Annotated in this window: 22 protein-coding genes; 16 read left to right on the forward strand and 6 right to left on the reverse strand. The window is 72.8% G+C overall.

What is annotated here, in order from left to right; all coding sequences use genetic code 11:
- The first annotated feature begins 3 nt into the window (after positions 1-3).
- The 14 genes from pyrE (at position 4) to ACWEK3_RS01555 (ending at position 15,832) form a co-directional block, all read left to right on the forward strand.
- Positions 4-552 (forward strand): orotate phosphoribosyltransferase, encoded by a 549-nt coding sequence (gene pyrE / locus ACWEK3_RS01490; protein ID WP_225077031.1) that lies wholly within the window; start codon positions 4-6, stop codon positions 550-552.
- Between the two features lie 163 nt (positions 553-715).
- Positions 716-1,747 (forward strand): class II fructose-bisphosphate aldolase, encoded by a 1,032-nt coding sequence (gene fbaA, locus ACWEK3_RS01495; protein WP_361422590.1) that lies wholly within the window; start codon positions 716-718, stop codon positions 1,745-1,747.
- Between the two features lie 121 nt (positions 1,748-1,868).
- Positions 1,869-3,371, forward strand: coding sequence for an MFS transporter (locus ACWEK3_RS01500; RefSeq protein ID WP_450539574.1), 1,503 nt, complete (start codon positions 1,869-1,871; stop codon positions 3,369-3,371).
- A gap of 75 nt (positions 3,372-3,446) precedes the next feature.
- Positions 3,447-3,860 (forward strand): DUF3151 domain-containing protein, encoded by a 414-nt coding sequence (locus tag ACWEK3_RS01505; protein WP_384426906.1) that lies wholly within the window; start codon positions 3,447-3,449, stop codon positions 3,858-3,860.
- Positions 3,861-4,006: 146 nt separating this feature from the next.
- Positions 4,007-4,864: a tryptophan 2,3-dioxygenase family protein gene (locus ACWEK3_RS01510; protein WP_450539576.1), complete on the forward strand. Its 858-nt coding sequence runs from the start codon at positions 4,007-4,009 to the stop codon at positions 4,862-4,864.
- Positions 4,857-6,059: a kynureninase gene (gene kynU / locus ACWEK3_RS01515; RefSeq protein WP_453248640.1), complete on the forward strand. Its 1,203-nt coding sequence runs from the start codon at positions 4,857-4,859 to the stop codon at positions 6,057-6,059. The genes ACWEK3_RS01510 and kynU overlap by 8 nt, the downstream gene beginning before the upstream one ends.
- Positions 6,060-6,268: 209 nt before the next feature.
- Positions 6,269-7,237, forward strand: a complete 969-nt coding sequence (locus ACWEK3_RS01520) for an alpha/beta hydrolase (protein WP_453248641.1) — start codon at positions 6,269-6,271, stop codon at positions 7,235-7,237.
- 795 nt (positions 7,238-8,032) lie between these two features.
- Positions 8,033-9,007, forward strand: coding sequence for an alpha/beta hydrolase (locus ACWEK3_RS01525; RefSeq protein WP_453248642.1), 975 nt, complete (start codon positions 8,033-8,035; stop codon positions 9,005-9,007).
- Complete coding sequence (locus ACWEK3_RS01530) at positions 9,000-10,217, forward strand: acyltransferase family protein (protein ID WP_453248643.1); 1,218 nt, start codon at positions 9,000-9,002, stop codon at positions 10,215-10,217. Before ACWEK3_RS01525 ends, ACWEK3_RS01530 begins: the two co-directional genes overlap by 8 nt.
- Positions 10,217-11,695, forward strand: a complete 1,479-nt coding sequence (locus ACWEK3_RS01535) for a histidine kinase (RefSeq protein ID WP_453248657.1) — start codon at positions 10,217-10,219, stop codon at positions 11,693-11,695. Before ACWEK3_RS01530 ends, ACWEK3_RS01535 begins: the two co-directional genes overlap by 1 nt.
- Complete coding sequence (locus ACWEK3_RS01540; protein WP_361414044.1) at positions 11,692-12,366, forward strand: response regulator transcription factor; 675 nt, start codon at positions 11,692-11,694, stop codon at positions 12,364-12,366. The genes ACWEK3_RS01535 and ACWEK3_RS01540 overlap by 4 nt, the downstream gene beginning before the upstream one ends.
- Positions 12,367-12,468: 102 nt before the next feature.
- Entirely contained in the window at positions 12,469-13,845 is a 1,377-nt protein-coding gene (locus tag ACWEK3_RS01545; protein ID WP_453248644.1) for a sensor histidine kinase, read from the forward strand.
- Positions 13,842-14,516, forward strand: a complete 675-nt coding sequence (locus ACWEK3_RS01550) for a response regulator (RefSeq protein ID WP_390724565.1) — start codon at positions 13,842-13,844, stop codon at positions 14,514-14,516. Before ACWEK3_RS01545 ends, ACWEK3_RS01550 begins: the two co-directional genes overlap by 4 nt.
- An 86-nt stretch (positions 14,517-14,602) precedes the next feature.
- A complete protein-coding gene (locus ACWEK3_RS01555; protein ID WP_453248645.1) occupies positions 14,603-15,832 on the forward strand; it encodes a cytochrome P450 in 1,230 nt (409 codons plus the stop codon).
- 91 nt (positions 15,833-15,923) lie between these two features.
- On the opposite strand, the gene ACWEK3_RS01560 is transcribed toward ACWEK3_RS01555, so the two are convergent.
- Together ACWEK3_RS01560 and ACWEK3_RS01565 are read right to left on the reverse strand one after the other, a co-directional pair.
- Positions 15,924-17,537 (reverse strand): ABC transporter permease, encoded by a 1,614-nt coding sequence (locus ACWEK3_RS01560; protein ID WP_450539589.1) that lies wholly within the window; start codon positions 17,535-17,537, stop codon positions 15,924-15,926.
- Positions 17,534-18,532: an ABC transporter ATP-binding protein gene (locus ACWEK3_RS01565; protein WP_450539590.1), complete on the reverse strand. Its 999-nt coding sequence runs from the start codon at positions 18,530-18,532 to the stop codon at positions 17,534-17,536. The genes ACWEK3_RS01560 and ACWEK3_RS01565 overlap by 4 nt, the downstream gene beginning before the upstream one ends.
- A gap of 113 nt (positions 18,533-18,645) precedes the next feature.
- On the opposite strand from ACWEK3_RS01565, the gene ACWEK3_RS01570 reads away from it, so the two are divergent.
- Positions 18,646-19,143, forward strand: a complete 498-nt coding sequence (locus ACWEK3_RS01570) for a GbsR/MarR family transcriptional regulator (protein ID WP_361414062.1) — start codon at positions 18,646-18,648, stop codon at positions 19,141-19,143.
- A gap of 28 nt (positions 19,144-19,171) precedes the next feature.
- Here ACWEK3_RS01570 and ACWEK3_RS01575 read toward each other — a convergent pair whose 3' ends face one another.
- Positions 19,172-20,038, reverse strand: coding sequence for a diacylglycerol kinase family protein (locus ACWEK3_RS01575; RefSeq protein WP_450539592.1), 867 nt, complete (start codon positions 20,036-20,038; stop codon positions 19,172-19,174).
- 197 nt (positions 20,039-20,235) lie between these two features.
- Between ACWEK3_RS01575 and ACWEK3_RS01580 the strand changes: the two genes are divergently transcribed.
- Positions 20,236-21,519 carry an adenylosuccinate synthase gene (locus ACWEK3_RS01580; protein ID WP_141359700.1) on the forward strand — a complete coding sequence of 428 codons (1,284 nt, stop codon included), beginning with the start codon at positions 20,236-20,238 and terminating at the stop codon, positions 21,517-21,519.
- A gap of 270 nt (positions 21,520-21,789) precedes the next feature.
- Here ACWEK3_RS01580 and ACWEK3_RS01585 read toward each other — a convergent pair whose 3' ends face one another.
- From ACWEK3_RS01585 to ACWEK3_RS01595, 3 genes are all read right to left on the reverse strand, one after another.
- The gene (locus ACWEK3_RS01585) at positions 21,790-22,440 is read right to left on the reverse strand and encodes a hypothetical protein (RefSeq protein WP_388479127.1); all 651 of its coding nucleotides are present in this window, start codon (positions 22,438-22,440) and stop codon (positions 21,790-21,792) included.
- Positions 22,441-22,532: 92 nt separating this feature from the next.
- Positions 22,533-24,962: a glycosyltransferase gene (locus ACWEK3_RS01590; protein WP_453248646.1), complete on the reverse strand. Its 2,430-nt coding sequence runs from the start codon at positions 24,960-24,962 to the stop codon at positions 22,533-22,535.
- Positions 24,959-25,660, reverse strand: a complete 702-nt coding sequence (locus tag ACWEK3_RS01595) for a GntR family transcriptional regulator (RefSeq protein ID WP_450539596.1) — start codon at positions 25,658-25,660, stop codon at positions 24,959-24,961. The genes ACWEK3_RS01590 and ACWEK3_RS01595 overlap by 4 nt, the downstream gene beginning before the upstream one ends.
- Between the last annotated feature and the right edge of the window lie 94 nt (positions 25,661-25,754).

Here is a 25,754-nt window from a genome sequence, read left to right on the forward strand (position 1 = left end):
GTCATGAGCGACGTTCGCGGCGAGCTGCTGCAACAGATCAAGGACAAGGCCGTGGTGCACGGCAGGGTGACACTGTCGTCCGGCCTGGAGGCCGACTACTACGTCGACCTGCGCCGCGTCACTCTCGACGGCGAGGCGGCTCCGCTGGTCGGCCAGGTGCTCCTGGACCTGACCGCCGACTTCGACTTCGACGCGGTGGGCGGCCTGACGATGGGCGCCGACCCCGTCGCGGCCTCGATGCTGCACGCCGCCGCCGCGCGCGGGCGCAGGCTGGACGCCTTCGTGGTCCGCAAGGCCGCCAAGGCCCACGGTCTGCAACGGCGTGTGGAGGGCCCGGAGATCAAGGGCCGCCGCGTCCTGGTGGTGGAGGACACCTCCACCACGGGCGGCTCCCCGCTCGCCGCCGTCGAGGCGGTGCGGGAGGCCGGCGCCGAGGTGGTCGCCGTGGCGACGATCGTCGACCGGGCCACGGGCGCGGCCGAGAAGATCAGTGAGGGCGCCGGTGTGCCGTACGTCTTCGCGTACTCGAAGGACGACCTGGGACTGGACTGAGACAGCCCCGAGTCCGTGTCGCGCGACCCGGTCGTCCACCGGCCGGGCAGGGTGTCCGACACATCCGTCGACGTCTGCGAAGATGGGGCCGACGATGACGTCACTCCCTAGGTCAGGGCCGTAAGTACGCAGAACGCACCCCGCACATACAAGGAGCGGACAGATGCCCATCGCAACCCCCGAGGTCTACAACGAGATGCTCGACCGGGCGAAGGCAGGCAAGTTCGCCTACCCGGCCATCAACGTCACCTCCTCCCAGACCCTGCACGCGGCCCTGCGCGGCTTCGCGGAGGCGGAGAGCGACGGCATCGTCCAGATCTCCACGGGTGGTGCGGAGTTCCTGGGCGGCCAGTACAGCAAGGACATGGTCACCGGCGCCGTCGCCCTGGCCGAGTACGCGCACATCGTCGCCGAGAAGTACCCCGTCAACATCGCGCTGCACACCGACCACTGCCCGAAGGACAAGCTCGACGGGTACGTGCGTCCGCTGATCGCGATCTCCGAGGAGCGCGTCAAGGGCGGCCGCAACCCGCTGTTCCAGTCCCACATGTGGGACGGCTCCGCGGAGACCCTCGCCGACAACCTGGCGATCGCCCAGGAGCTGCTCGTCCGCACCGCCGCCGCCAGGATCATCCTCGAGGTCGAGATCACCCCGACCGGCGGCGAGGAGGACGGCGTCACCCACGAGATCAACGACAAGCTGTACACCACGGTCGACGACGCGATCCGCACCGCCGAGGCCCTGGGCCTGGGCGACAAGGGCCGCTACCTGCTGGCCGCCTCCTTCGGCAACGTGCACGGCGTGTACAAGCCGGGCAACGTCGTCCTCCGCCCCGACCTGCTGAAGGAGCTGAACGAGGGCGTCGCGGCGAAGTTCGGCCGCCCGGCCGGCAGCCAGCCGTTCGACTTCGTCTTCCACGGCGGCTCCGGCTCCACGGAGGAGGAGATCCGCACGGCGCTGGAGAACGGCGTGGTGAAGATGAACATCGACACCGACACCCAGTACGCCTTCACGCGCCCCGTGGCCGACCACATGTTCAAGAACTACGACGGCGTCCTCAAGGTCGACGGCGAGGTCGGCTCCAAGAAGACCTACGACCCGCGCACCTGGGGCAAGGTGGCCGAGGCGTCGATGGCCAAGCGCGTGCTGGAGGCCTGCGGCAACCTCCGCTCGACCGGCACGAAGATCAAGTAACTCCCGGTTTCCCCGCGACGGGCCCGGTGCTTCGGCACCGGGCCCGTCGTCCGTCCGTACGTCCGCAGCTCGTCCGTCCCTCCGCCTGGCCTGGAGCCGGTCGGCGCGGGATGATCCCCTCATGGCTGTCGCCGCACAGCACGCCCCGGCCGTGAGGATCTCCAGCCCCACCGGCCGCTGGATCCTGCTCACCACCGTGCTCGGCTCCAGCATGGCCATGCTGGACTCGACCGTCGTCAACGTCGCCCTGCCCCGCATCGGCCGCGACCTGGACGCGAACCTCGCCGCGCTCCAGTGGACGGTCAACGCCTACATGGTCACCCTGGCCGGCCTGATCCTCCTCGGCGGCTCGCTCGGCGACCGCTACGGCCGCCGCAGGATCTTCGTGCTCGGCGTCGTCTGGTTCGCCACCGCCTCCCTGCTGTGCGGCCTCGCCCCGAACGTGGGCATCCTCGTCGCCGCCCGCGCCCTGCAAGGGATCGGCGGCGCCCTCCTCACCCCCGGCTCGCTCGCCCTCATCCAGGCCTCCTTCCACCCGGACGACCGGGGCAGGGCCGTGGGCCTGTGGTCCGGGTTCGGCGGCATCGGCGCGGCCGTCGGCCCGTTCCTCGGCGGCTGGCTGGTGGCCGGGCCCGGCTGGCGGTGGGTGTTCCTGCTCAACGTCCCGCTGGCCCTGGTCTGCGCTCCCATCGCCGTGCGCCACGTCCCCGAGTCCAGTGGGGGCCCCGCGCACGGCCGCTTCGACGTCCTGGGCGCGGCCCTCGGCGCCCTGTCCCTGGCCCTGGTGACGTACGCCCTGATCGAGGCCCGCGGCGGCACCCTGGCCGTCGCCCTGACCGCCGCCGCGGGCGTGATCGCCGCCGTCGCCTTCGTGTACGTGGAGAAGCACCGCCGCGATCCGATGGTGCCGCCGGACATCTTCGCCTCCCGCCAGTTCACCGCCGTCAACCTGGTCACCCTGTGCGTGTACGCGGCCTTCGGCGGCTTCTTCTTCCTCACCGCCCTGCAACTCCAGGTGGTGGCCGGCTACTCGCCGCTGGAGGCGGGCACCGCCCTGCTCCCGACGACCGCCCTCATGCTGCTGTTCTCGGCCCGCTCGGGCGCCCTCGCCGACCGCATCGGGCCGCGCCTGCCGCTCACCGTGGGGCCGCTGCTGTGCGCGGTGGCGTTGCTGCTGATGCTGCGGGTCGGAAAGGGGGCGGACTACCTCACGGACGTGCTGCCGGCCCTGCTGGTCATGGGCGCGGGCATGGTGACCCTGGTCGCCCCGCTCACCGCCACCGTGCTCGCCTCGGTGGACACCTCCCGCGCCGGACTGGCCAGCGGCATCAACAACGCCGCCGCCCGCGCGGCCGGCCTGATCGCGGTGGCCGCGCTGCCGCTGCTGGCCGGGATGGGCCCGGAGGCGTACCGCTCGGCGGACGCCTTCGGCGCCGCGTTCCGCCGGGCCATGCCCATCTGCGCGGCGGTCCTGGTGGCGGGGGCGGTCCTCGCCTTCACGACCGTCCGCCGTCCGGCTCCGGGCTGCCGCCGGCCCGAGTGCCGCACCCACGGCAGCGTGACGACACCGCCGCTGGAGACGGGCCGCGGGGGTGCGGCCTCCGGTACCGGTCCGGCTTCGTGAGCTGTGGAAGGGGCCGTTCCGCGCTGGCCGGGAGCAGTCGGTACCGATCACGGACCATGCAGCAGACTGGACCCCATGACCATTCACGAGAACCTCCTTGGCGGTCCGCCGCCCACGCACCTCCCCGACGACCCCGAGCCCCGCGAGCTCCTCGCGAAGGGGACCTCGCCGGCCGAGGTGGCGGCGCGGTACCCGGCGTCGTCGCTGGCCTGGGCGCAGCTGGCCGACGACGCCTTCGAGCGGGGGGCGGCCGTGGAGTCGTACGCGTACGCCCGAACGGGCTACCACCGCGGTCTGGACGCCCTGCGCCGCAGCGGCTGGAAGGGCCATGGCCCGGTCCCCTGGGAGCACGAGCCCAACCGCGGCTTCCTGCGCGCCCTGCACGCCCTCGCGCGCGCCGCCCAGGCGATCGGCGAGCAGGAGGAGTACGAGCGCTGCACGCAGTTCCTGAAGGACTCCTCGGAGACGGCCGCGCGGACCCTGGGCTGACCCCGTACGAGTACGAGGCCCGCCCGTGTGACCGGGCGGGCCTTGCGATCTGTCCACGTGATGCGCAGGATGCCGGTGGGGACCGGGGCCCCCGTGCCGGCATCGGCAGGGGCGGACCGCTACCCGGAGTACAACAGGAGACAGCGATGTCCCAACCGGCTCACTCGACCTCTCAGCCCGCTGAGGCCCCTGAGCCCGAGACCCCGCATCTCGACTTCGCCGGCACGACGCCGTACGAGGACTACGTCCGGGCGGACGTGCTCACCCACCTCCAGCACACCCTCTCCGACGACCCCGGAGAGATGGTTTTCCTGGTCACCACCCAGGTGATGGAGCTGTGGTTCACGGTCATCGTCCACGAGTGGGAGACCGCTGCCCGTGCCCTGCGCTCGGACGACGTGCCGACGGCGGTCGCCGCGCTGAAGAGGTCCGTACGGGAGCTCCAGGCGCTGAACGCCTCCTGGAAACCGCTGGCCGCTCTCACTCCGGCCCAGTTCAACAGCTACCGCGGCGCCCTCGGCGAGGGCTCCGGCTTCCAGTCGGCGATGTACCGCCGCATGGAGTTCCTGCTCGGCGACAAGTCCGCCTCGATGCTCGTCCCGCACCGCGGCGCCCCCCGCGTCCACGCGGAACTGGAGAAGGCGCTGCACGAGCCGAGCCTGTACGACGAGGTGCTGCGGCTGCTCGCCCGACGCGGGCACGCGGTCCCGGACGCGGTGCTGCGCCGCGACGTGTCGCTGCGGTACGAGCCCAGCGAGGAGGTCGAGGCCGTCTGGGCGGCGCTCTACTCCGGTGAACAGGACGACGAACTCGCCCGGCTCGGCGAGGCGTTGACCGACGTCGCCGAACTGGTGTGGCGCTGGCGCAACGACCACCTCGTCGCCACCCGCCGCGCGATGGGCGCCAAGTCCGGCACGGGGGGCTCCGCCGGGGTGGCCTGGCTGGAGAAGCGGGCCCGGAAGAACGTCTTTCCCGAGCTGTGGACGGCGAGGTCCCATGTCTGAGTTGACCATCAGGGCGGAGAAGCTGGACGCCGCCGACGAACTCGCCGGGCTGCGCGACCGGTTCGTCCTCGACGAGGGCGTCTACCTGGACGGCAACTCGCTGGGCGCGCTCCCGGCGGACGTCCCGGACCGGATCACCGACGTCGTACGCCGCCAGTGGGGCGAGCTGCGCATCCGCTCCTGGACGGAGAGCGGCTGGTGGACCGCGCCCGAGCGGATCGGCGACCGGATCGCCCCGCTGGTCGGGGCCGCGCCGGGCCAGATCGTGGTGGGCGACTCGACCAGCGTCAACGTGTTCAAGGCGCTGGTGGCGGGGGTCCGGATGGCCCGGGAGGAGAGCGGCGGCGGTGACCGGGACGAGATCCTGGTCGACGCGACGACGTTCCCCACGGACGGGTACATCGCGCAGTCGGCGGCCCGGATGACGGGCTGCGCGCTGCGTCCGGTGACGCCCGCCGAGGTGCCCGGGGCGCTGACCCCGCGCACCGCCGCGGTCCTGCTGAACCACGTCGACTACCGCACCGGCCGGCTGTACGACCTGCCGTCCCTGACCGCCGCGGTGCACGCGGCGGGTGCGTACGCCGTCTGGGACCTGTGCCACAGCGCGGGCGCCCTGCCGGTGGGGCTGGACGGGCACGGAGTCCGCCTGGCGGTCGGGTGCACCTACAAGTACCTGAACGGCGGCCCTGGTTCACCTGCGTTTCTGTACGTCCGCCGCGATGTGCAGGACCGCTTCGACTCCCCGCTGCCCGGCTGGAACTCGCACGCCGAGCCCTTCGGTATGCGGCCCGAGTACGAACCGGCGGCGGGCGCGGTCCGCGGCCGGGTCGGCACCCCCGACATCCTCTCCCTGCTCGCCCTGGAGGCGGCGCTGGACGTCTGGGACGGGGTGCCGATCGAGGCCGTACGCGCCAAGTCACTGGCGCTGACGGACTTCTTCCTGGAGTGCGTCGCCGAGTACGTCCCCGCCGGACGCGTGGAGTCCCTGACCCCGGCGGTCCACGAGGAGCGGGGCAGCCAGGTGGCCCTGCGCTGCCCGGACGCCGGGGACGTGATGAAGCGGCTGATCGAACGCGGGGTGGTCGGCGACTTCCGGCACCCCGACGTCCTGCGCTTCGGCTTCACCCCGCTCTACGTCGGGTTCGCGGACGTGGAGCGTGCGGCGCGGGTGCTGGCGGCGGTGCTGGCCGGCTGACGCACCGCCGTACGCCCGGCTCCCACGGGCGTACCGGAACGGAGGTTTCCTGCCGCACGGTCCCGGACCGTGCGGCAGAACCGTTCAGCCTCACCCAGCGTGACATCCCCATGTCGGCGCACGTCACCGGCCTGATACCGTCCCGGCCAACGGCCGGTTGATTTCCTTCCCGGACCGCCAAAACCGTTTCACCGCTGAGAGGTTGGAGCATGCCGGAAGCCGACGCCCCCGTCCCCCGAGCGCTCGAGTCCGAGCGTGCGGAGGGAACCCCCACCGCCGCGGAACCGGGGAACTCCGGCGGCCGTGACGCGGCCGCGCGCGCCGCCGCGGAGGAGGAGTCGGTCTTCTCGCACGCGCCCGTCGCACCCGACAGCACCGCCGCCTACGGTGACCACCCCGACCAGGTCGTCGACTTCTACCGCGCGCGCGGCGCGGCCGGCTCCTCGGAGTCCTCCCCGCTCGTGGTGGTGCTGCACGGCGGCGCCTGGCGGGCCCCGTACGACCGTCGCCACATCACTCCGTTCGCGGACTTCCTCGCCCGCCGGGGCTTCGCCGTGGCCTGCGTCGAGTACCGACGCGGCAGCGCCGCCCCGGCGGCGCCGGGCGAGGACCCGGTCGCGGGCCGCTGGCCGGACACGTTCGACGACGTGGCGGCGGCACTCGACGCGCTGCCCGCGCTGGCCCGGGAGGCGCTCCCGCAGGCCGACACGCGGCGCACGGTGCTCACCGGCCACTCGGCGGGCGGCCATCTGGCCCTGTGGGCGGCGGCCCGGCACGTCCTGCCCGCGGACGCGCCCTGGCGCACGGACCGCCCCGCCCCGCTGCGGGGCGTGGTCGCACTCGCCCCCATCGCCGACTTCGCGGTCGCCGACAAGCTGGACGTGTGCGGCGGGGCGGCCCGTCAACTGCTGGGCGGAGAAGAGGGCTTCGTCGAGCGGCAGCCCTACGCCGACCCGGCTCTGCTGCTGCCGACCGGCATCGCCACGACCCTCGTCCAGGGCCGCGACGACCTGGACGTACCGCAGGTGGTCGCGGAGTCCTACGCCGACGCCGCGGCGAAGGCGGGCGAGGTGGTGGGCCTGACCCTCCTGGAGGAGGTCGGCCACTTCCCCCTGATCGACCCGGCGGCCGACGCGTGCGCGGTGGTGGCGGAGGAGATCGCCCAGCTGGCGTGGTGACTTCGGCCTCCATCCCGACCGGGCAACCCGGTCGTACCCGTAGTACTTGAGAGCTACGGCCGCGAACACCTCCCTGGCGTGACGCGAGCTACGCCTCCGGATCCGTAATTTCCCTTCCGGACCGGCCCGACGGCCGGTCGGAGCCGGAGGGGATGAGCCGTGGGGCGTGGGCGGGAGAGACGGGGCATAGCCGCGAGCCTGGGCGGGGTTGCGGGATCGGGCGCGGGCCTGGGCGGGGTTGCGGCTCTGGGCGCGGGCCCGGAGACCGGGCCGGATGCCGGCCCGGGGGCGGGGTCGAGCGCCAGTCGGCGAGCGGGCCTGAGCGCCTGTCAGGGAGCGGCTTCCAACGCCGGCCAGGGAGCGAGCTCCAACGTCAGTCCCGGAGTGGGCGCCAGTGCCGGCCCGGGAATGGTTCCGAGTGCCGGCCCGGGGGCGGGGTCGAGCGCCAGTCGGCGAGCGGGCCTGAGCGCCGGTCAGGGAGCGGCTTCCAACGCCGGCCAGGGAGCGAGCTCCAACGTCAGTCCCGGAGCGGGCGCCAGTGCCGGCCCGGGAATGGTTCCGAGTGCCGGCCCGGGGGCGGGTCCGAGCGCAGACCTGGGGGCGGGGCCGAGCGCCGGTTCGGGAGCGCACCCGAGCGCCGGTTCGGGACCGCCCCCGAGTGTCGGCTCGGGAATGGGCCCGAGCGCTGGCCCGGGAATGGGCCCGAGTGCCCGTTCAGGGGCGGGCCTGAGCGCCGGTTCGGGAGCGCACACAAGTCCCGGCCCGGAAGTGAGCCTGAGTGCCGGTCCGGGAGCGATGTCCGGTGTCGGGGCCGGGGCAGGCAGATGGCGGCGGGCCCTGCTCGCCCTCCTCGTCACCGGTGCCCTCGTGGTGCCTCTGTCGGCCGCGGCCCGCCCCCGGATTCCCGCGCCCGCCCCGGCGGCTCTCGCGCCCCTGACCCGGACCACCCTCGACGCGGCCTACGGGGCGAACCGCGCCGACGCGGCCCGTGCCTCCGACATGGCCGCGGCGCACGGCGACACGCACCGCGCGGCCGTGGACCGGGCGCTGGCGTCACCCTCCCGTCGTCTGCTCTCCTTCGACGGCCGCGGTTCCGGCCGCGTGACGGAGGTGTTCGGCGACCTGGCGCACGCCGACCGCACAGCGGTCCTCGTCCCAGGTTCGGACACCTCCCTGGACACCTACGACCGCTTCCGGAAGGGCGCACTCGCCCTGTACCAGGCGCTCGGCCGCGAGACCGCGGCCGGTCCGCGCCCAGCGGTCGTCGCCTGGCTCGGCTACGAGACGCCGGGCACGGTGAGCACCTCGGTGCTCACCACGGGCCGCGCCGAGCAGGCGGCCCCGCATCTGCGCGAGCTGATACGCGACCTGCGTACCGTGGCGGGGCAGGCGCCGCACATCACCCTGGTGTGCCACTCCTACGGTTCGGTGGTGTGCGGGCGCGCCGCGGCAGGCCTGGACGTGAACGATATCGCCCTCATCGGTAGCCCCGGCACCGGCGCGGACTCCGTGCCCGCGCTGCACACCCGGGCCCGTGTCTGGGCGGCCCGCGGCACCGGCGACTGGGTGGCGAACGTGCCGCACGTCCACGCCGACCTCTTCGGCACGACCGTCGGTCTGGGCACCGACCCCATGGACCCCGCCTTCGGCGCCCGCAGGTTCACGGCCGGAAGCGGCGGTCACAGCGCCTACTTCGCGCCCGGCTCCCCGTCCCTGACCAACCTGGCCCGGATCGTCCTGGGCGCCACGAACGAGGTGCACGGTGACTGACCGCCTCACACCGGTACTCGCCCGCGTACGAGCCTCCGCCCACCGCCTCCACCACCAGACCCCGCCGCACCGGGACCGAGCGGTGGACGCCCTGCGGGCCCTCGCCATCCTCGGCGTGGTCCTGGGGCACTGGCTCGTCACGGCCCTGGTCGCGGACACCCGCACCCAGCCCCACCCCACCCTGCACACCGCGAGCCCCCTCCACTACCTGCCCGCCCTGGCCCCGGTCTCCTGGGCGTTCCAGACCCTCGCCGTGTTCTTCCTCGTCGGCGGGCACGTCGCCACCCGCGGCTACCGTTCGGCACGCGCCCGCGGGACCAGCTACCCGCGGTGGCTCCGCGCCCGCCTGTCCCGGCTGTTCCGGCCGGTCGCGGCCGTACTGGCCCTCTGGACGGTCACCGCCGCCGCCCTCCTCCTGACCGGTGCGGACCTCGACACCGTCCGCACCCTCGTGAAACTGGCTCTGTCCCCCCTGTGGTTCCTCCTGGTCTTCGCCCTGCTGACGGCGGCGACCCCCCTGCTCACCCGGCTCAGCCCCCTGTGGCCCCTGGCCGTCGTCCTGCACGTGGACCTTCTTCGCTTCGGCCTCGGTGCCCCCTCCTGGCTCGGCTGGCTGAACCTGCCGGCAGGCTGGCTCGTGCCGTACACCCTGGGCGCGGCGTGGACCCGCGGTGAGCTGGACCGCCGCCGCGCGGGCTGGATACTGCTGACCTGCGGCGCGACGGCGACCGCGGCCCTCGTCGCCTGGGCGGGCTACCCGGCGTCGATGGTCGGCGTACCAGGGGCCGCGGTCTCCAACCTCAACCCGCCGACCCTGGCGGCCGTCACCTTCGGCCTGGCCCAGTGCGGCCTGGCCCTGCTCCTGCGCGAGCGGCTGCGCCGCGCGATGGGCCGCCCGCTCGCCTGGGCGGCGGTGGTGCTGATCAACCTCTCCGCGATGACGATCTTCCTCTGGCATCAGACGGCCCTGATGGCGACCACCGCCATGGGCCTGCTCGCCGGCCGCGTCCCGGGTCTGCACACGCTCCCCGACGACCTCGGCTGGGTGGCGGCCCGGCTGGCCTGGCTCCCGGTCTTCGCCCTCGTCCTGACCGTCTGCTGGGCTGCTTTCCGCACCTGTGAGCAGGACGGTGGCGGGCGCCGTTCCCGGGTGGTCCGGTCCCATCGTCCCGGGGCGGCCCACACGCCAGACCCTAAAGTGGGCGCGTGATGCGATGGCAAAGCCGCGTCAGGCGTGGACTGCGGGTGCTGCACGACGACCTGTGGACCGCGCGGCTGGATCCGCTGCCCCCGTCCGTCTGGCTGCGCTGGCTGCCGCACGGGATCGTATGGCTGGTCGCGTTCGCGGTGCTGCTGGGCGCCGCTGCCCAACTCCAGGGGGAGGTGCGACTGGCCTTCGGGTACGTCTTCCTCATCGCGCTCGGACAGGCCGGTGCGGTGGCGCTCGCCCTGTGGCGGCCCATCCCGGCGTGGTGGCTGTCGACGGCGGCCACGGTGCTGGGGGCGGTGGCGCTGCGCGGCCCGCTGCTTGCCCGCGAGGTGAACGACTTCACCTGGCCCTGGACCGCGTCCGGGATCATCGCCCACCTGATCGTCATGCTGCTGCTCGCCCTGCGGGTGCGCACCCGCGTCGCCGCGGAGGCGCTGGCCCTGACCGCGCTGGTCACCTACGTCCTCCAGGGTGTGTGGGGCGCGGCGTACTACCAGCCCACCGGTGCTCTCGCGACGGCCCTGTTCGCGGTCGTGGTGGTGCTGGGCACCGCCCTGCGCGGCCGCCGCGAGGCCCGTGCGGAACTGGTGCAGCAGACCACGCTCACCGCGGAGGAGCGGGCCCGCCGCACGCTTCTGGAGGAGCGCAGCCGTATCGCCCGTGAGCTGCACGACGTGGTCGCCCACCACATGTCGGTGATCTCCATCCAGGCGCAGGTGGCACCGCACCTCACGCAGAACCCCTCGCCGGAGCTGAAGGAGAACCTCGACGGCATCCGGCAGAACGCGCTGGAGGCGCTCGCCGAACTGCGCCGGGTGCTCGGCGTGCTGCGTTCGGAGAATCCCGAGGACCCGTACGGCCTCGGCGAACCCGGCACCAGGGCCGCCCCGGACGCCCCGCAGCCCACCCTCGACCGCCTCGGCGCCCTTGTCGAGAACACCCGCGCCGCCGGTCTGACGGTCACCATGGACACCGAGGACTCGCGACGCGAGCGCCGGCCGTATCCGCCCGCCGTGGAGCTGTCGGCGTACCGCATCGTCCAGGAGGCCCTGAGCAACGCCCTGCGGCACGCCCCGGGGTCGACGGTCCGCGTGGAAGTCACGCATGTTCCCGACGGCCTGTTCCTGAGCGTGGTCAACTCCCGCCCCCGACAGCCCGTTCAGCCCTCCCCGGGCGCCGGGCACGGTCTGCTCGGCATGCGCGAGCGGGCGACCATGCTGGGCGGGCACGTGACCGCGGCCAGGACACTGCACGGCGGCTTCGCGGTCTCGGCCTTCCTCCCCCGCGACGGCATCGCGCCCGTGACCGGGATCGGCCCACCCCGCCTGCCCGTCATCTACACCGACCCGGCCGACACCCTCGTCGTCCACGTCGAACCGGCCGGCGCGCCCGCCGACCCCGGCCCCGGCCCCGACTCTGGCACCGGCTCCGGCACCGAACCCGGCTCACCGTCCCCGACAGGAGAAGACACTCCATGACGAGCGGCAGCATCCGCGTACTCATCGCCGACGACCAGCAGATGGTCCGTCAGGGATTCACCGTGCTGCTCAACACCCAGCCTGACATCGAGGTGGTGGGCCAGGCGGTGGACGGCCTGGACGCCGTCGCCAGGGCCGCGCAAGTCTCCCCGGACGTCGTCCTGATGGACATCCGCATGCCCGAGCTCGGCGGCATCGAGGCCACCCGCCGCATCACGACCGCCACCCCGGACATGAAGGTCCTGGTGCTCACCACCTTCGATCTGGACGAGTACGTGTACGAGGCGCTGCGCGCCGGCGCGTCCGGCTTCCTGCTCAAGGACGCGTCCGCGGACCAGCTCGCCGAGGCGGTCCGGGTGGTCGCGGCCGGCGACGCGCTGCTGGCGCCGGGGATCACGCGCCGGCTGATCGCGGAGTTCTCCCGGCTGAAGGACACACCGCGCGCCCCGCTGAAGTCGCGTATCGGCGTACTGACCGAACGCGAGACGGAAGTGCTCGCCCTGATCGCGCAGGGCCTGTCCAACGCGGAGATCGCCGGGCATCTCGTCGTCGCCGAACAGACCGTGAAGACCCACGTGGGCCGCATCCTGGTGAAACTGGGCCTCAGGGACCGCACTCAGGCGGCGGTGTTCGCCTACGAGTCGGGACTGGTCCGCCCCTCCGGGTACTGAACGAGGGAAGCAGGGCACTACCCGTAGTACTTGAGACGGACCGTGAAGGACCCCTCTCACAGGGGACGACCGCGACCGCCGCCTGCGCCTACCGTCTTCAGCGTGACCGATACGCAGCAGACGCAGCAGGCGCAGCAGACGACGCCGGACGGCGCCTTCAGCCCGTACAAGCCGCGCAGCCCGGAGTACAAGCTCGCCGCGAAGGCTCTGCACGGGCTGCGGCAGGGGCTGTTCCACGACGCCTTCGCCTACCGTCCGCTGCGGCCCATGGGTGTCGACGGCCCGCTGACCCGGCGGCTGCCCGGCCGCCTGCGTCCGTACGCGGCCTGGACCCCGCACGCCGTGGTGGCGGGAGCCGGCCTGCTGGCGCTGTTCGTCGGCTGGGCGAGCAGTGCGGGCAGTGGCGCGGCCCTGTTGCCGGGTCTGCTGGCCCTCGCCCCGGTGCTGCTCACCCTGACCCGCCCGGTCGGAGCGTTCTGGGTCTCCCTGATGGCGGCCATGGTCTCGGCGTGGCTCGTCGGCAGCTACACGACCTGGCCGTGGCAGCCCGGCAGCTACATTGCGCACCTGACGGTGCTCACGGTGGCGGCGATACGCACCCGGCCGCGCACGGCGGCGTGGATGTGGGCGACCACCGCGTTCTACGCCGTGTTCGCCGACGCGCTGTTCGGCTACGTCTACAGCAACAACTCGGCACCCATGCTGGTCCTCTCCGCGCTCGTCCTCCTCGTCGTCACCGTCTGGCACATACGCAAGGACGCCGAGCTGGAGGTGACCGCCCAGCAGACGGTGACCGCGCACGAGCGCTCCCGCCGCACCCTGCTGGAGGAGCGCACCACGATCGCCCGAGAGCTGCACGACGTCGTGGCCCACCACATGTCCGTCGTCGCCATCCAGGCCGAGGCCGCTCCCTACCGGGTGCAGAACCCGCCGCCGGAGCTGGAGAAGGCCTTCGCCACGATCCGGGAGAACGCGGTGGCGGCCCTCACCGAGCTGCGCCGCGTCCTCGGCGTCGTCCGCGCGGAGGACTACGAGGCCCCCGAGGCCCCGCAGCCCACTCTCGCCGACCTCGGCACCCTGCTGGCGAACGTGCGGGAGGCCGGGCTGGCGGTGGACAGGACGACGATGGGCGCGGTACGCGAACTCCCGCAGGGCGTCGAGCTGTCGGCGTACCGGATCGTCCAGGAGGCCCTGAGCAACACCCTGCGGCACGCGCCCGGCGCGAGCGCCCGCGTCGAGATCGGCTACGTCCTCGGCGGGCTGGCCCTGCGCATAGTCAACGGTCTGCCGCCCAAGCCGTCCCTGCTCAAGCCCTCGCCCGGATCCGGGCACGGCATCACCGGCATGCGGGAGCGGGTGTCGATGCTCGGCGGCGAGATGACGGCGGGCCCGGCCGACGACGGCGGGTACGAGGTGGCGGTGTTCCTGCCGGTCGCCACGGTGGTCGATCGCCCGGACGACGACGAGGCCGGCGCATGAGGGCGGGCACGATCCGGGTGCTGGTCGCGGACGACCAGATGATGGTGCGCGAGGGCTTCTCGGTCCTGCTGAACGCGATGCCGGACATCGAGGTCGTCGGCGAGGCCGTCAACGGCCGCGAAGCGGTGGAGCGGGTACGCGAACTGGCCCCGGACGTCGTACTGATGGACATCCGCATGCCGGAGCTGAACGGCATAGAGGCGACCCGGGAGATCGTCGCCGCGGACGGCACGGCGAAGGTGCTGGTGCTGACCACGTTCGACCTGGACGAGTACGTGTACCAGGCGCTGCGGGCCGGGGCCTCCGGGTTCCTGCTCAAGGACGCCTCGGCGCGGCAGCTCGCCGACGGGGTGCGGGTGGTCGCGGCCGGCGAGGCGCTGCTCGCCCCCTCGGTCACCAGGCGGCTGATCACGGAGTTCTCGAAGCTGACCGAGCCCCCGCGGCTTGCGCCCACCGCGCAGGCGGCGTACGGGGAGCTGACCGAGCGGGAGACGGAGGTGCTGGTGCTGATCGCGCAGGGCCTGTCGAACGCGGAGATCGCCGAGCGGCTGGTGGTCGCCGAGTCGACCGTCAAGACCCATGTGAGCCGCGTCCTGGTCAAGTTGGGCCTGCGGGACCGCACCCAGGCGGCGGTGTTCGCCTACGAGGCGCGGCTGGTCACGCCGGGGTGAGCCGCCCCGGGCGGTCCCCGGGCCGAGCCGTGCGAGGTGGGTGACACCCCTGGTCGGATCGGGGGTGGCCGGGCTAACGTCCGGGCATGTCCGCTCTTTCCGGTCTTTCCGGCCTCGCCTTCGACCCGTGGGACCTGGCGTTCCTCGCCGACCCCTACCCGGCCTACGCCGAGCTGCGCGCGCGGGGCCGCGTGCTCCACTACGAGCCCACCGACCAGTGGCTGGTGCCGCACCACGCGGACGTCTCGGCGCTGCTGCGGGACCGGCGGCTGGGCCGGACGTACCAGCACCGCTTCACGCACGAGGACTTCGGCCGTACGCCGCCCCCGCCGGAGCACGAGCCGTTCCACGTCCTCAACGACCACGGGATGCTCGACCTGGAGCCGCCGGACCACACCCGGATCCGGCGCCTGGTGTCGAAGGCGTTCACACCGCGCACGGTGGAGCGGCTCAAGCCGTACGTGCACGACCTGGCGAACGAGCTGGTCGCCGCGCTGGTGGCGGCGGGCGGCGGCGATCTGCTGAGGGGCGTGGCCGAACCGCTGCCGGTGGCCGTGATCGCCGAGATGCTGGGCATCCCCGAGCCGGACCGGGCGCAGCTGCGGCCCTGGTCGGCGGACATCTGCGGGATGTACGAGCTGAACCCGTCCGAGGAGACGGCGGCGAAGGCGGTACGGGCGTCGGTCGAGTTCTCCGACTATCTGCGGGAGCTGATCGCCGAGCGCCGCAAGGAGCCGGGCGAGGACCTGATCTCGGGGCTGATCGCGGCGTACGACGAGGGCGACCGGCTGACCGAGCAGGAGATGATCTCCACGGCGGTGCTGCTCCTCAACGCCGGTCACGAGGCCACGGTGAACGCCACGGTCAACGGCTGGTGGGCGCTGTTCCGCAACCCGCAGCAGCTGGCGGCCCTGCGCGCGGACCACTCCCTGATCCCCTCCGCGATCGAGGAGCTGATGCGCTACGACACCCCGCTCCAGCTCTTCGAGCGCTGGGTGCTGGACGAGATCGAGATAGCGGGCACCACGATCCCGAGGGGCGCGGAGATCGCCATGCTCTTCGGCTCGGCCAACCACGACCCGGCGGTCTTCACCGCCCCCGAGCGCCTGGACCTCACCCGCCGGGACAACCCCCACATCTCCTTCAGCGCGGGCATCCACTACTGCATCGGCGCCCCCCTGGCCCGCATCGAACTGGCCGCCTCCATGAAGGCCCTGCTGGAGCGAGCCCCGAACCTCACACTCGCGGCGGAGCCGGACCGGAAGCCGAACTTCGTGATCCGCGGGCTGGACGGGCTGAACGTGGCGGTGGGCTGACGCGCCGGGAGCTCCTCGGCATCGGATCCGATCGAACTCGACGCCGAGGAGCTCAGGCACCGCCGGCCGAGCCGCACGCCCTGTCGCACGCTCAGCCGCTCATGTCCCGTCTGCGCAGGCCCGCCAGTCCTCCGGTCACCAGGAGTGCGGCGAGGGCGAGCAGGGTGGCGACCGGGCCCCACTCCATCCGGCCGCCCGGCAGCTTCGGCAGATGGCCGAAGGGGGAGAGGTCCAGCACGACCTGGGGGACGTTCAGCGCGGGCCCGATCCAGCCGATCAGCAGGACCGCTCCGGCCACGCCCCACGCGGCCACGGCACCCCGCGGGAGGACGCCGTAGAGCAGGACGGCGATGCCACCGATCACCCACACCCCGGCCACCTGCACGAGGCACGCGCCGAGCACCGGGCCGACCTGCTTGCCGTGGCCGACCGCGATGCCCAGCCCGGCCAGGAGCATGATCAGGGCGGACCCGCCGAAGGCGATCAGCAGATGCCCGGCGGCCCAGCGCAGCCGGCCCACCGCGCCCGCCAGCACCGGCTCGGCACGGCCGGACGTCTCCTCGCCGTTCAGGCGCAGCACGGACGCCACGACGTAGAGCGCGGCGACCAGGCCGAGCATCCCGGCCATCGCGGCGAGGAAGGCGTCCGTCAGACCGGACTGCCCGCCCATCCGCTGGAAGATCTCCCGCGCCTTGGCGTTGTCGCCGACGAGCTGGGCCGCGCCGTCCGCCATCCCGCCGTAGACGACTCCGGCGACGAAGAAGCCGATGCTCCAGCCGAGCACGCTGCCCCGTTGCAGCCGCCAGGCCAGCCCGCCCGCCGTGGCGAGACGGCCCCGGGCCGGTCCCGGCCTGGTGGGCAGGAAGCTCATGCCGAGGTCCCGGCGCCCGGCGAGGTCGTAGGCGATACCCGCCTGGAGGGCGGTCGCCGCGGCGAACAGCAGCAGCACCCACCAGCGTTCGGCGGCGAAGGCGCGCAGGTCCTCCAGCCAGCCCAGCGGGGACAGCCAGGTCAGCACCGACGAACCGTCGTCCGTCCCGGAGTCGCCCGCGGCCCGCAGGACGAAGGCGGCGCCCAGGACGGCGGAGGTCAGGCCCCGGGCCAGCCGGGCGCTCTCCGTGAGCTGGGCGACGATCGCCGCCATCGTGGCGAAGACCATGCCCACGCCCGCCACCCCGAGCCCGAAGGCCAGGGCACCGGCGGCGCCCTGCCCGGCGAGGCCGGCCGTGATCAGCAGGGCCAGGGCCGCGTTCGCGACCGCCGCGGCCAGCAGCGCCGCCGTCAGCGGTGCCCGGCGGCCCACCATCCCGGACGACACCAGTTCCTGCCGTCCGCTCTCCTCCTCGTCCCGGGTGTGCCGGACGACGACGAGCAGGCTCATGACGGCGGCGAGGGCACCCGCGTACACCCCCACCCGCCAGGCCGTCAGCGCGCCCAGCGAGTCGCCGAACACCGGGCCGACCATGGCGCGCAGGGAGGCGTTCGTCGCCATCTGGCGCACCAGGTCGGCGCGCTCGGCCGGGGTGGCGTACAGGCCCTTGAGCGTGTTCGGCATGGACAGGACCATCAGCGCGTTCACCGCGACCCACACCGGGATCATCACGCGGTCGCGGCGCAGGGCGAACCGCAGCAGGGTGCCGGTGCCGGCCAGGTTGCGGGAGCGGGCGGCGGGTACGGCGGCGGGCGTGGAGACGGCGGCGGTCATCGCGTCACCTCCGCGGCTTCCTCGCCGGTCGCGGAGCCCGCCCCGGCCTCGGCCTCGTCGTGGTAGTGCCGCAGGAACAGCTCTTCCAGCGTCGGCGGGGTGGAGGTCAGCGACCGCACGCCCGACTCGCTCAGCGAGCGCAGCACCTCGTTCAGCTTGTCGGTGTCCACCTGGAGGCGGACCCGGTGCCCCTGGACGTCGAGGTCGTGCACGCCGGGCAGCCGGGCGAGCCCGTTGGGCGGGCCGGCCAGCTCGGCGGTGACGCTGGTACGGGTGAGGTGGCGTAGGTCGGCCAGGGAACCGCTCTCCACCGTGCGGCCCTTGCGGATGATGCTCACCCGGTCGCACAGCTCCTCGACCTCGCTGAGGATGTGGGAGGAGAGCAGGACGGTGCGGCCCCGGTCGCGCTCCTCCTCCACGCACCGCTGGAAGACCTCCTCCATCAGCGGGTCCAGGCCCGAGGTCGGCTCGTCCAGGATCAGCAGGTCGACGTCGGAGGCGAAGGCGGCGATCAGGGCGACCTTCTGCCGGTTGCCCTTGGAGTACGTCCGCCCCTTCTTGGTCGGGTCCAGCTCGAACCGTTCGATCAGCTCGTCCCGGCGCCGCCGGTCGAGGCCGCCCGCCCGTCGCCCACCACCACCCTGCCTGACACGCTTCGCGCGGCCCCCTTGACGCAGCCTGCCGTACAGGTCGATGACCTCTCCTCCGGAGAGGTTGCGCCACAGGGTCACGTCGCCGGGCACGTAGGCGATCCGGCTGTGCACCTCGACCGCGTCGGCCCAGGGGTCGCGGCCCAGCACCCGGGTGGCGCCCGAGTCGGCGCGCAGCAGGCCGAGCAGGACCCGGATGGTGGTGGACTTGCCGGCGCCGTTGGGGCCGAGGAAGCCGTGCACCTCGCCGGCGGCGACATTCAGGTCGAGGCCGTCCAGCGCCCGCGTGCCGCCGAACGACTTGTGCAGGCCGGATACCTCGATGGCGGGGTTTGCCGTGGTCATGCTTTGGAACGTACGCTAACTTCATAAATTTGTGAAGTTAAGGAAGGGTATAAAAGCGAGGTTAGACTCGACGGTGGTGTCCGAACAGGGGAGAGCAGGGGAGAGGGTCCGGGATGGCGGAGCGGGAGGCGGCGGTGGAGCGGGATCCCGAGGTGGTGTCGCAGTTCGTGGAGCACTTCGCGGCCCAGCTCGTCGAGGCGGGCGTGCCGCGCATGCCGGCCCGGGTCTTCGCCGCGCTGCTCGCCTCCGACGCCGGTGCCCTGACCTCCGCCGAGCTCGGCGGCCAGCTGAAGATCAGCCCCGCGGCCGTCTCCGGCGCGGTGCGCTACCTCGCCCAGGTGCACCTGGTCTCCCGTGAGCGGGAGCCCGGCTCGCGGCGGGAGCGCTACCGGGTCCACAGCGACCAGTGGTACGAGGCGCTCACCAGCCGTGACGCGCTCATCAAGCGCTGGGAGGACGCCCTGCGGGAAGGCGTGGCCAGCCTGGGGGCCGAGACTCCGGCGGGACGCCGGCTGGCCGACACGCTGGCCTTCTTCGAGTTCATCGAGCAGGACGTCGCCGGAATGATGGAGCGCTGGCGCCGCTACCAGGAGGAGAAGCCCCGCGGGTGACGCGGCCGGCCGGCCCTCCGGGGCCTGCTCACGCCGTCACCGGCAGCGTCAGGCCCCAGGCCCCCTCCACGACCCGCCATGTCCGCGTCCGCACCGGCCCCGCCACCACCGCGTCCGCCCGGTAGCGGAAGCCGGCTCCCGAGACGGTCACCGTGCGGCCCTGGGCCAGCAGCGGCGAGGCCTCCGCGCCCACCGACAGCCGCCGCACCTCCACCTCGGCCTTCCCCGTGCCTCCGCCCGGCGTGACCGAGACCGCCTCCACCGGCTGCTCCAGGTCCACGACCGTCTCCCCGTCGACCTCCACCCGCAGCCGGGAGGGGCCGCCCGGCCCGGCGACCGCCGTGGCCCTCGGCGGGCGGGTCACCAGCGTCCGTACGAGGGACTGGCAGGTCCGCAGCCACGGATGTCCGGCTCCGGACGAGACCGCCGCGGACCCCGCCGAATCCTCCTGGCGCGGGGAGACCGGCGGGATGCGCAGCGTGCCCAGCACCACCCCGTCGCTGTCGTCGACGAGCAGGTCCAGCCGCCGCTCGGCGCCCTCAAGCACCGCCCGGGCCGCCGCCACCGGCCCCGTCGGCACCCCCAGCGAGCGGACCAGCGACAGGGCGCCCCCGACCGGCACCACCGACAGCGCGCATCCGGCCAGCTCCCGCTGCCGGTGCAGCGCCGACACCGCCCGCAGCAGCGTCCGGTCGTCGCCGACCACCACCGGCCGCCGCGAGCCGCGCCGCGCCAGCGCACGGGTGAACTCCTCCGGCCCGTCCGGCAGGCACACCTTGGTGGCCGCACCCGCGCTGAGCACGTCTTTCGCGATCCGTACGGACTCCCCGTCCGTCCTCCGGGCGACCGGGTCGATGACCACCAGCAGCTGATCGGACGTCGGATAAGTCGCCACCTCGGTCCTGCCTCGCTTCCTCGGGTAGCATCTTTGTGCAAGAGCCCCTTTGCGCTATTGCGCCGGGGGCTTCGTCTATTCCGGGGCATCCGGTCCGACGGTTGAGCGGCCGACGACGGTCGCGGTGCACGCGGCGGTGAACCCTCCGCGTACGCCCCTGACCCTGGACATGCCCCGCCCGGAAGGGGTGTACGCGCGTGCCCGCACTTGTGCTGCTCGGTGCTCAGTGGGGTGACGAGGGCAAGGGGAAGGCCACCGACCTGCTCGGTGGCTCCGTGGACTATGTAGTGCGATACCAAGGCGGCAACAACGCCGGCCACACCGTCGTCGTCGGTGACCAGAAGTATGCACTGCACCTCCTTCCTTCCGGAATCCTCTCGCCCGGTTGCACGCCGGTCATCGGCAACGGTGTGGTCGTCGACCCGTCGGTCCTGCTCTCCGAGCTGAGCGGTCTGAACGAGCGAGGCGTCGACACGTCCAAGTTGCTGATCAGCGGCAACGCCCACGTCATCACGCCGTACAACGTCACCGTCGACAAGGTGACGGAACGCTTCCTCGGCAAGCGGAAGATCGGCACCACCGGCCGGGGCATCGGCCCGACCTACGCGGACAAGATCAACCGCGTCGGCATCCGGGTGCAGGACCTGTACGACGAGTCGATCCTCACCCAGAAGGTGGAGGCGGCCCTCGACGCCAAGAACCAGATCCTCACCAAGCTGTACAACCGGCGCGCGATCGCCGTGGACCAGGTGGTCGAGGAGCTCCTGGGCTACGCCGACCAGATCAAGCCGTACGTCGCCGACACGGTCCTGATCCTCAACCAGGCGCTGGACGAGAACAAGGTGGTCCTCTTCGAGGGCGGCCAGGGCACGCTGCTGGACATCGACCACGGCACGTACCCCTTCGTCACCTCCTCCAACCCGACCGCGGGCGGTGCCTGCACGGGCGCCGGCGTCGGCCCGACGAAGATCAGCCGTGTCATCGGCATCCTCAAGGCCTACACCACCCGCGTCGGCTCCGGCCCCTTCCCGACCGAGCTGTTCGACGAGGACGGCGAGGCGCTGCGCCGGATCGGCGGCGAGCGGGGTGTGACGACCGGCCGCGACCGCCGCTGCGGCTGGTTCGACGCGGTGATCGCCCGCTACGCCACCCGGGTCAACGGCCTGACCGACTTCTTCCTCACCAAGCTCGACGTCCTCACCGGCTGGGAGCAGATCCCGGTCTGCGTCGCCTACGAGATCGACGGCGAGCGCGTCGAGGAACTCCCGTACTCCCAGACCGACTTCCACCACGCGAAGCCCGTCTACGAGTACCTCCCCGGCTGGCAGGAGGACATCACGAAGGCCAAGACCTTCGCCGACCTCCCGAAGAACGCCCAGGCCTACGTCAAGGCCCTGGAGGACATGTCCGGCGCCCCGATCTCCGCGATCGGCGTCGGCCCGGGCCGCGACGAGACGATCGAGATCAACTCGTTCCTCTAGAACGGCGCCCCCTTCCGGGGGGTCCGACGGGACGGCCTGTGCGGAGTCATCGCACAGGCCGTCCCTCGCGTTCGACCTGCGTGGTCACAAGGCGCTGAGTGCCCTTTTCTCCGAGCGCACTCGGCGAAGGTGGCGGCGGCTCGGGAGATCCTTGCGCAGTGAACCGCCGGAGCTACCCCGCGGGTGCCGTCGGTTCCGGCGGGAAGGCAGCGCGTCGCGAGGGTGCACCCACTGCCCGCCGAGCTGCGGCGGGCAGTGAGTCGTCCGGCGTCAGCTGAAGACGATCATCGAGCCCTGGGCCAGGCTCCGTGTCGCCGCCGCGTGGAGGCTCAGCCAGACGTGGCGTTCGCGGGCGAAGGGGCTGGGGTCGTACGGCGCGGGGGCGGCCGGCTGTTCCAGTTCCGTGGGGCCGAGCGGCGGGTCGGGGGCGGCCGGCGGGTTGGCCGGGTCGATGCCCAACGACGGGGCGACGTGCTCCAGTTCACGCAGGAGGGCCTGGGAGGACCCCAACGGGCCGCCGCCGGACAGGAGTTCCTCGTTGGACAAGGGGTGCGGGAAGTCCAGCGGGACGTACGCGCCGGCGTGGTCGTAGTGCCAGACCAGGTGCGACTGCTGGGCCGTCGTCTCGAACATCTCCAGCAACTGCTCGTAGTCGCCGCCCAGTTCGTCGACCGGAGTCAGCGGCAGGCCGCAGAGCTGGAGGAGGTGGGCGCGGCGCAGGAAGTGCAGCGCGTCGTAGTCGAAGCCGGCCACCGGCGCCACCTCTCCGGACAGGCCGGGCATGTACTGGTACACCGGCACCGGTGGAAGCCCGTTTTCGGCGAGCACCTTGTTGTACTGCGCGAGTTCCTCGGCGAACGGGTTGTCCGGGGTGTGGCACAAGACGTCGACGAGCGGTACCAGCCACAGGTCACAGGCCAAAGAGGGCTCCTCGGGGAGGGCAGGGCTTCCAGCGTGTTCGGTGGTCGAAGAGTGTGAAGAAGAGTGTAAAAGCGTAGTCGGTGCGGAACCGCTCAGCTCCCCTCGTGCAGGTCCCATACCCACACCCCGCCGGTCCACGTGCCCGGACGGCCCACCAGCTTCGTCACCGCCTCCCGTAGCGGTTCCTCGTGCTGCTGGGGCGCCAGGACCAGGACGCCGGCGTGCCAGTCGGCGAAGTCCCGCCGCGCCTGGGCCCGCCAGTTCTTGCCGAGGGCCGGTACGGACCCGGTGTAGCTCACGTCCCGCAGCATGTTGGAGGTGTAGCGGGGGACGGCGCCGTAGATGCCGACGCGGTCGGGGCCGTAGGGGCCGTTGAAGTAGCCGCCGGGCAGCTTGAAGCCGAGGTGGGTCGCGGTCTGCCAGTGCAGGGCCTCCGCGTTGCCCGGGTCGGGCAGCGGTATCGGCACCAGGGACTCGCCGTCGCGGACGTAGGACTTCCACAGGCCGGCCGTGATGAACTCCGGTACGGGGGCGCGGTCCTCGGCCTTCAGTGGCGCCGGGACCAGCGGCAGCAGCGCGAGACAGACCGCCAGCAGGCCGCCGTAGAGCATGCCGACGCGGCCGGTCGCCGTGATCCTGGCGACGGCGATCGCCAGCAGCATGCCCAGTGCGGGCGCGCAGATCATCGCCACGCGCCCCTCGATGACCGATTCGAACAGCGGCAGGTGGGCGAGTGGTGCCCACGGGCCGGGGTAGACCGTGTCGGTCAGCGGGACGCGGAACTTCGGGCCCAGGGACAGCAGGGCCGCGGCGGCCGTCGTGACCGCCAGCGCCTTCACCAGCGCGTGCTCCCACAGCCGTACGGTGATCCCGAAGGCGAGCAGGAGCAGGGGCCAGCCGTAGAAGGCGTTCTGCTCCGTGGGGTTCAGGGACAGGGCGTTCGCCTTCTGGGCGTCGCCCGCGAACAGGGAGCGCTCGGCGAAGGAGATCAGGGCGAGCGGACTGTTGCCGGCGTTGTCGCCGTGCAGCACGCTCTTGTAGCTCTGCGGGCCCGCGAACTGCCAGTACAGCGGGTAGGCGACGATCGGCAGGCACACCGCGGCGGCGATCAGCAGGCCCTTCAGCAGGGGCCGCCAGGCCTCCCGCGCGACCTCCCTGCGTACGAGCCCGTAGGCGGTGGCGAACAGGGTCATGCCGATCGCGGCGAGCAGCAGCGGCTCCTCGCCGAGGAAGATCTGGTACGCCGTCATCAGCCCGAGCACGATCCCGTCCCGCCGCACCCGGGTGCCCTCGCACAGGCGCAGCGCCCGGTCGACGATCAGCGGGATCATGAACAGGATCACGAAGTTCGGGTGCGCGTTGGCGTGGCTGACCATCGGCGGGGCGAAGGCGGCCAGGCAGGCCCCGGTGAAGGCGGCGCCCCGGTGCCGTACGACCCGTCTGACGATCAGCCAGTACCAGGCGGCCGCGGTGGCCGCGAGCCCCAGGGTCATGCAGACGCTGAGCGAGACCGCCGGACCGAAGGCCAGCGTGACCGGGGCGAAGGGGACGGACATCCCCAGCATGACCGTGTTGGCCATGAGGTTCACGCCGTCGGGGAAGCCCTGGAGGTCGGTGAACAGGGGGTTGCGCAGATGGGCGACGCTGTCGGCGGTGACCGCGAAGAACCACTCCCACTGGTTCTGGTCCTGGAGGGAGTCGGGGAGGTAGCGGTGGGCGGGGTCGAAGAGGCGGCCCGAGTAGAGGGTGACCGCCATCAGCAGGAAGAGCGCGGCGGCGAACAGGTCGGCCGGGCGGACGGAACGGGCCTTGAGACGGCCCAGTTCGGCGAGGACCCGGAGGTAGTCCAGCGGGCCGACCTTCGAACCGGTCTGGTGCGACCAGCGGACCGGTACCTCGGCCACCGGCCAGTCGCGGCGGCGGAAGTGCTGGAGGACCTCCACGTCGATGCCCCAGCCGCTCAGCCGGGAGGCGGCGAACGCCTCGCGGGCCTGGTCGCCCGCGAAGAGTTTGAAGCCGCACTGGGTGTCGCGGATGCCGGGCACCGCGATGCGCCGTATCAGCAGGTTCCCGGCGCGGCCCAGCAGTTCGCGCACCCGGTGCTGGCGCCTGGCTATCGTCGCGCCCGGCACCGAGCGGGAGCCGATCGCGGCCGCGCCGCCCTCGCCGAGCGCCTTGTCGAGCTGTTCCAGCTCCTCGATGGGGGCGGCGAGATCGGCGTCGGTGACCAGCACCCGGCGGCCGCGGGTGGCGGCCACCCCGAGGCGCAGGGCGTGGCCCTTGCCGCGGTTGCGGTCGCCGGCGACGAGCCGGACGCGCGGGTCCCCGCGATCCGTGACGAGGCCGCCGGTGCCGTCCGTGGACCCGTCGTCGGCGACGACGACCTCCCACGAGCCGAAGCGGCCCTCGTTGTCGGCCAGGTAGGCGGTGACCGCGTCGAGGGTGGGACCGAGCCGCCGTTCCTCGTTGTAGGCAGGGACGACGACGGACAGGTCGACGGCCCCGGTGACGATCCCGCTCATGCGGTGGCCAGCCGCTCGACGAGGGCGAGGTCGTGCGCGTGGTAGGCGGCGACGATCGCCCGGGCGGCCGGGGCGTCGCCCCTCACCATGGCGTCGACGAGTTCGGTGTGGGCGGACCACAGCAGGCCGCGCAGATCGCCGCGGCGGCGCAGGTGCTGCACCGCGCACACCCAGAACTGCACGCGCAGCCGGTTCAGGAAGTCGGAGAGGTAGGGATTGCCGAACAGGGCGCCGAGCTCCCGCCAGAAGCGCAGGTCGTAGCCGATCAGGACGGTCAGATCGCCGGCGGTGGCCGCGCGCTGCGCCTCCTCGCCGCGCCGGCGCACTCCGGTGAGGGTGGCCTTGACGTACGGGTCGTCGGGCCGGCGGAAGGCCTCGGGAGCCGAGACGGCGGCCTGGAACATGCCGTCGGTGACCAGAGCACGGGCCTTGATCATGTCGTGGAGGTCGTGCAGCGAGTACTCGCGCACATGGAAGCCGCGGTGCTGGTCGGCCTCCAGCAGGCCCTGCGCGGACAGGTCGACGAGCGCCTCGCGCACCGGGGTCGCGGACACCCCGTACTGCTCGGCGATCTCCTTGACCGTGAACTCCTGCCCCGGCTGGAGCCGCCCGGCCAGCACCTCGTCCCGGAGCGCGTCCGCGATCTGCTGCCGCAGGGTGCTGCGCGTCACGGCGCCGTTGCCGCTGATGCCGGGCATGGTCGGGGCGTCTCCTTGCGCGTGCGGGTGGCGTACTCGTACATCCATGTCTACGAGCACGCCACCTTACGCGTTCGGGATGCCGCCGATTCCG

The organism is Streptomyces sp. NPDC004721 (genome assembly GCF_053601495.1).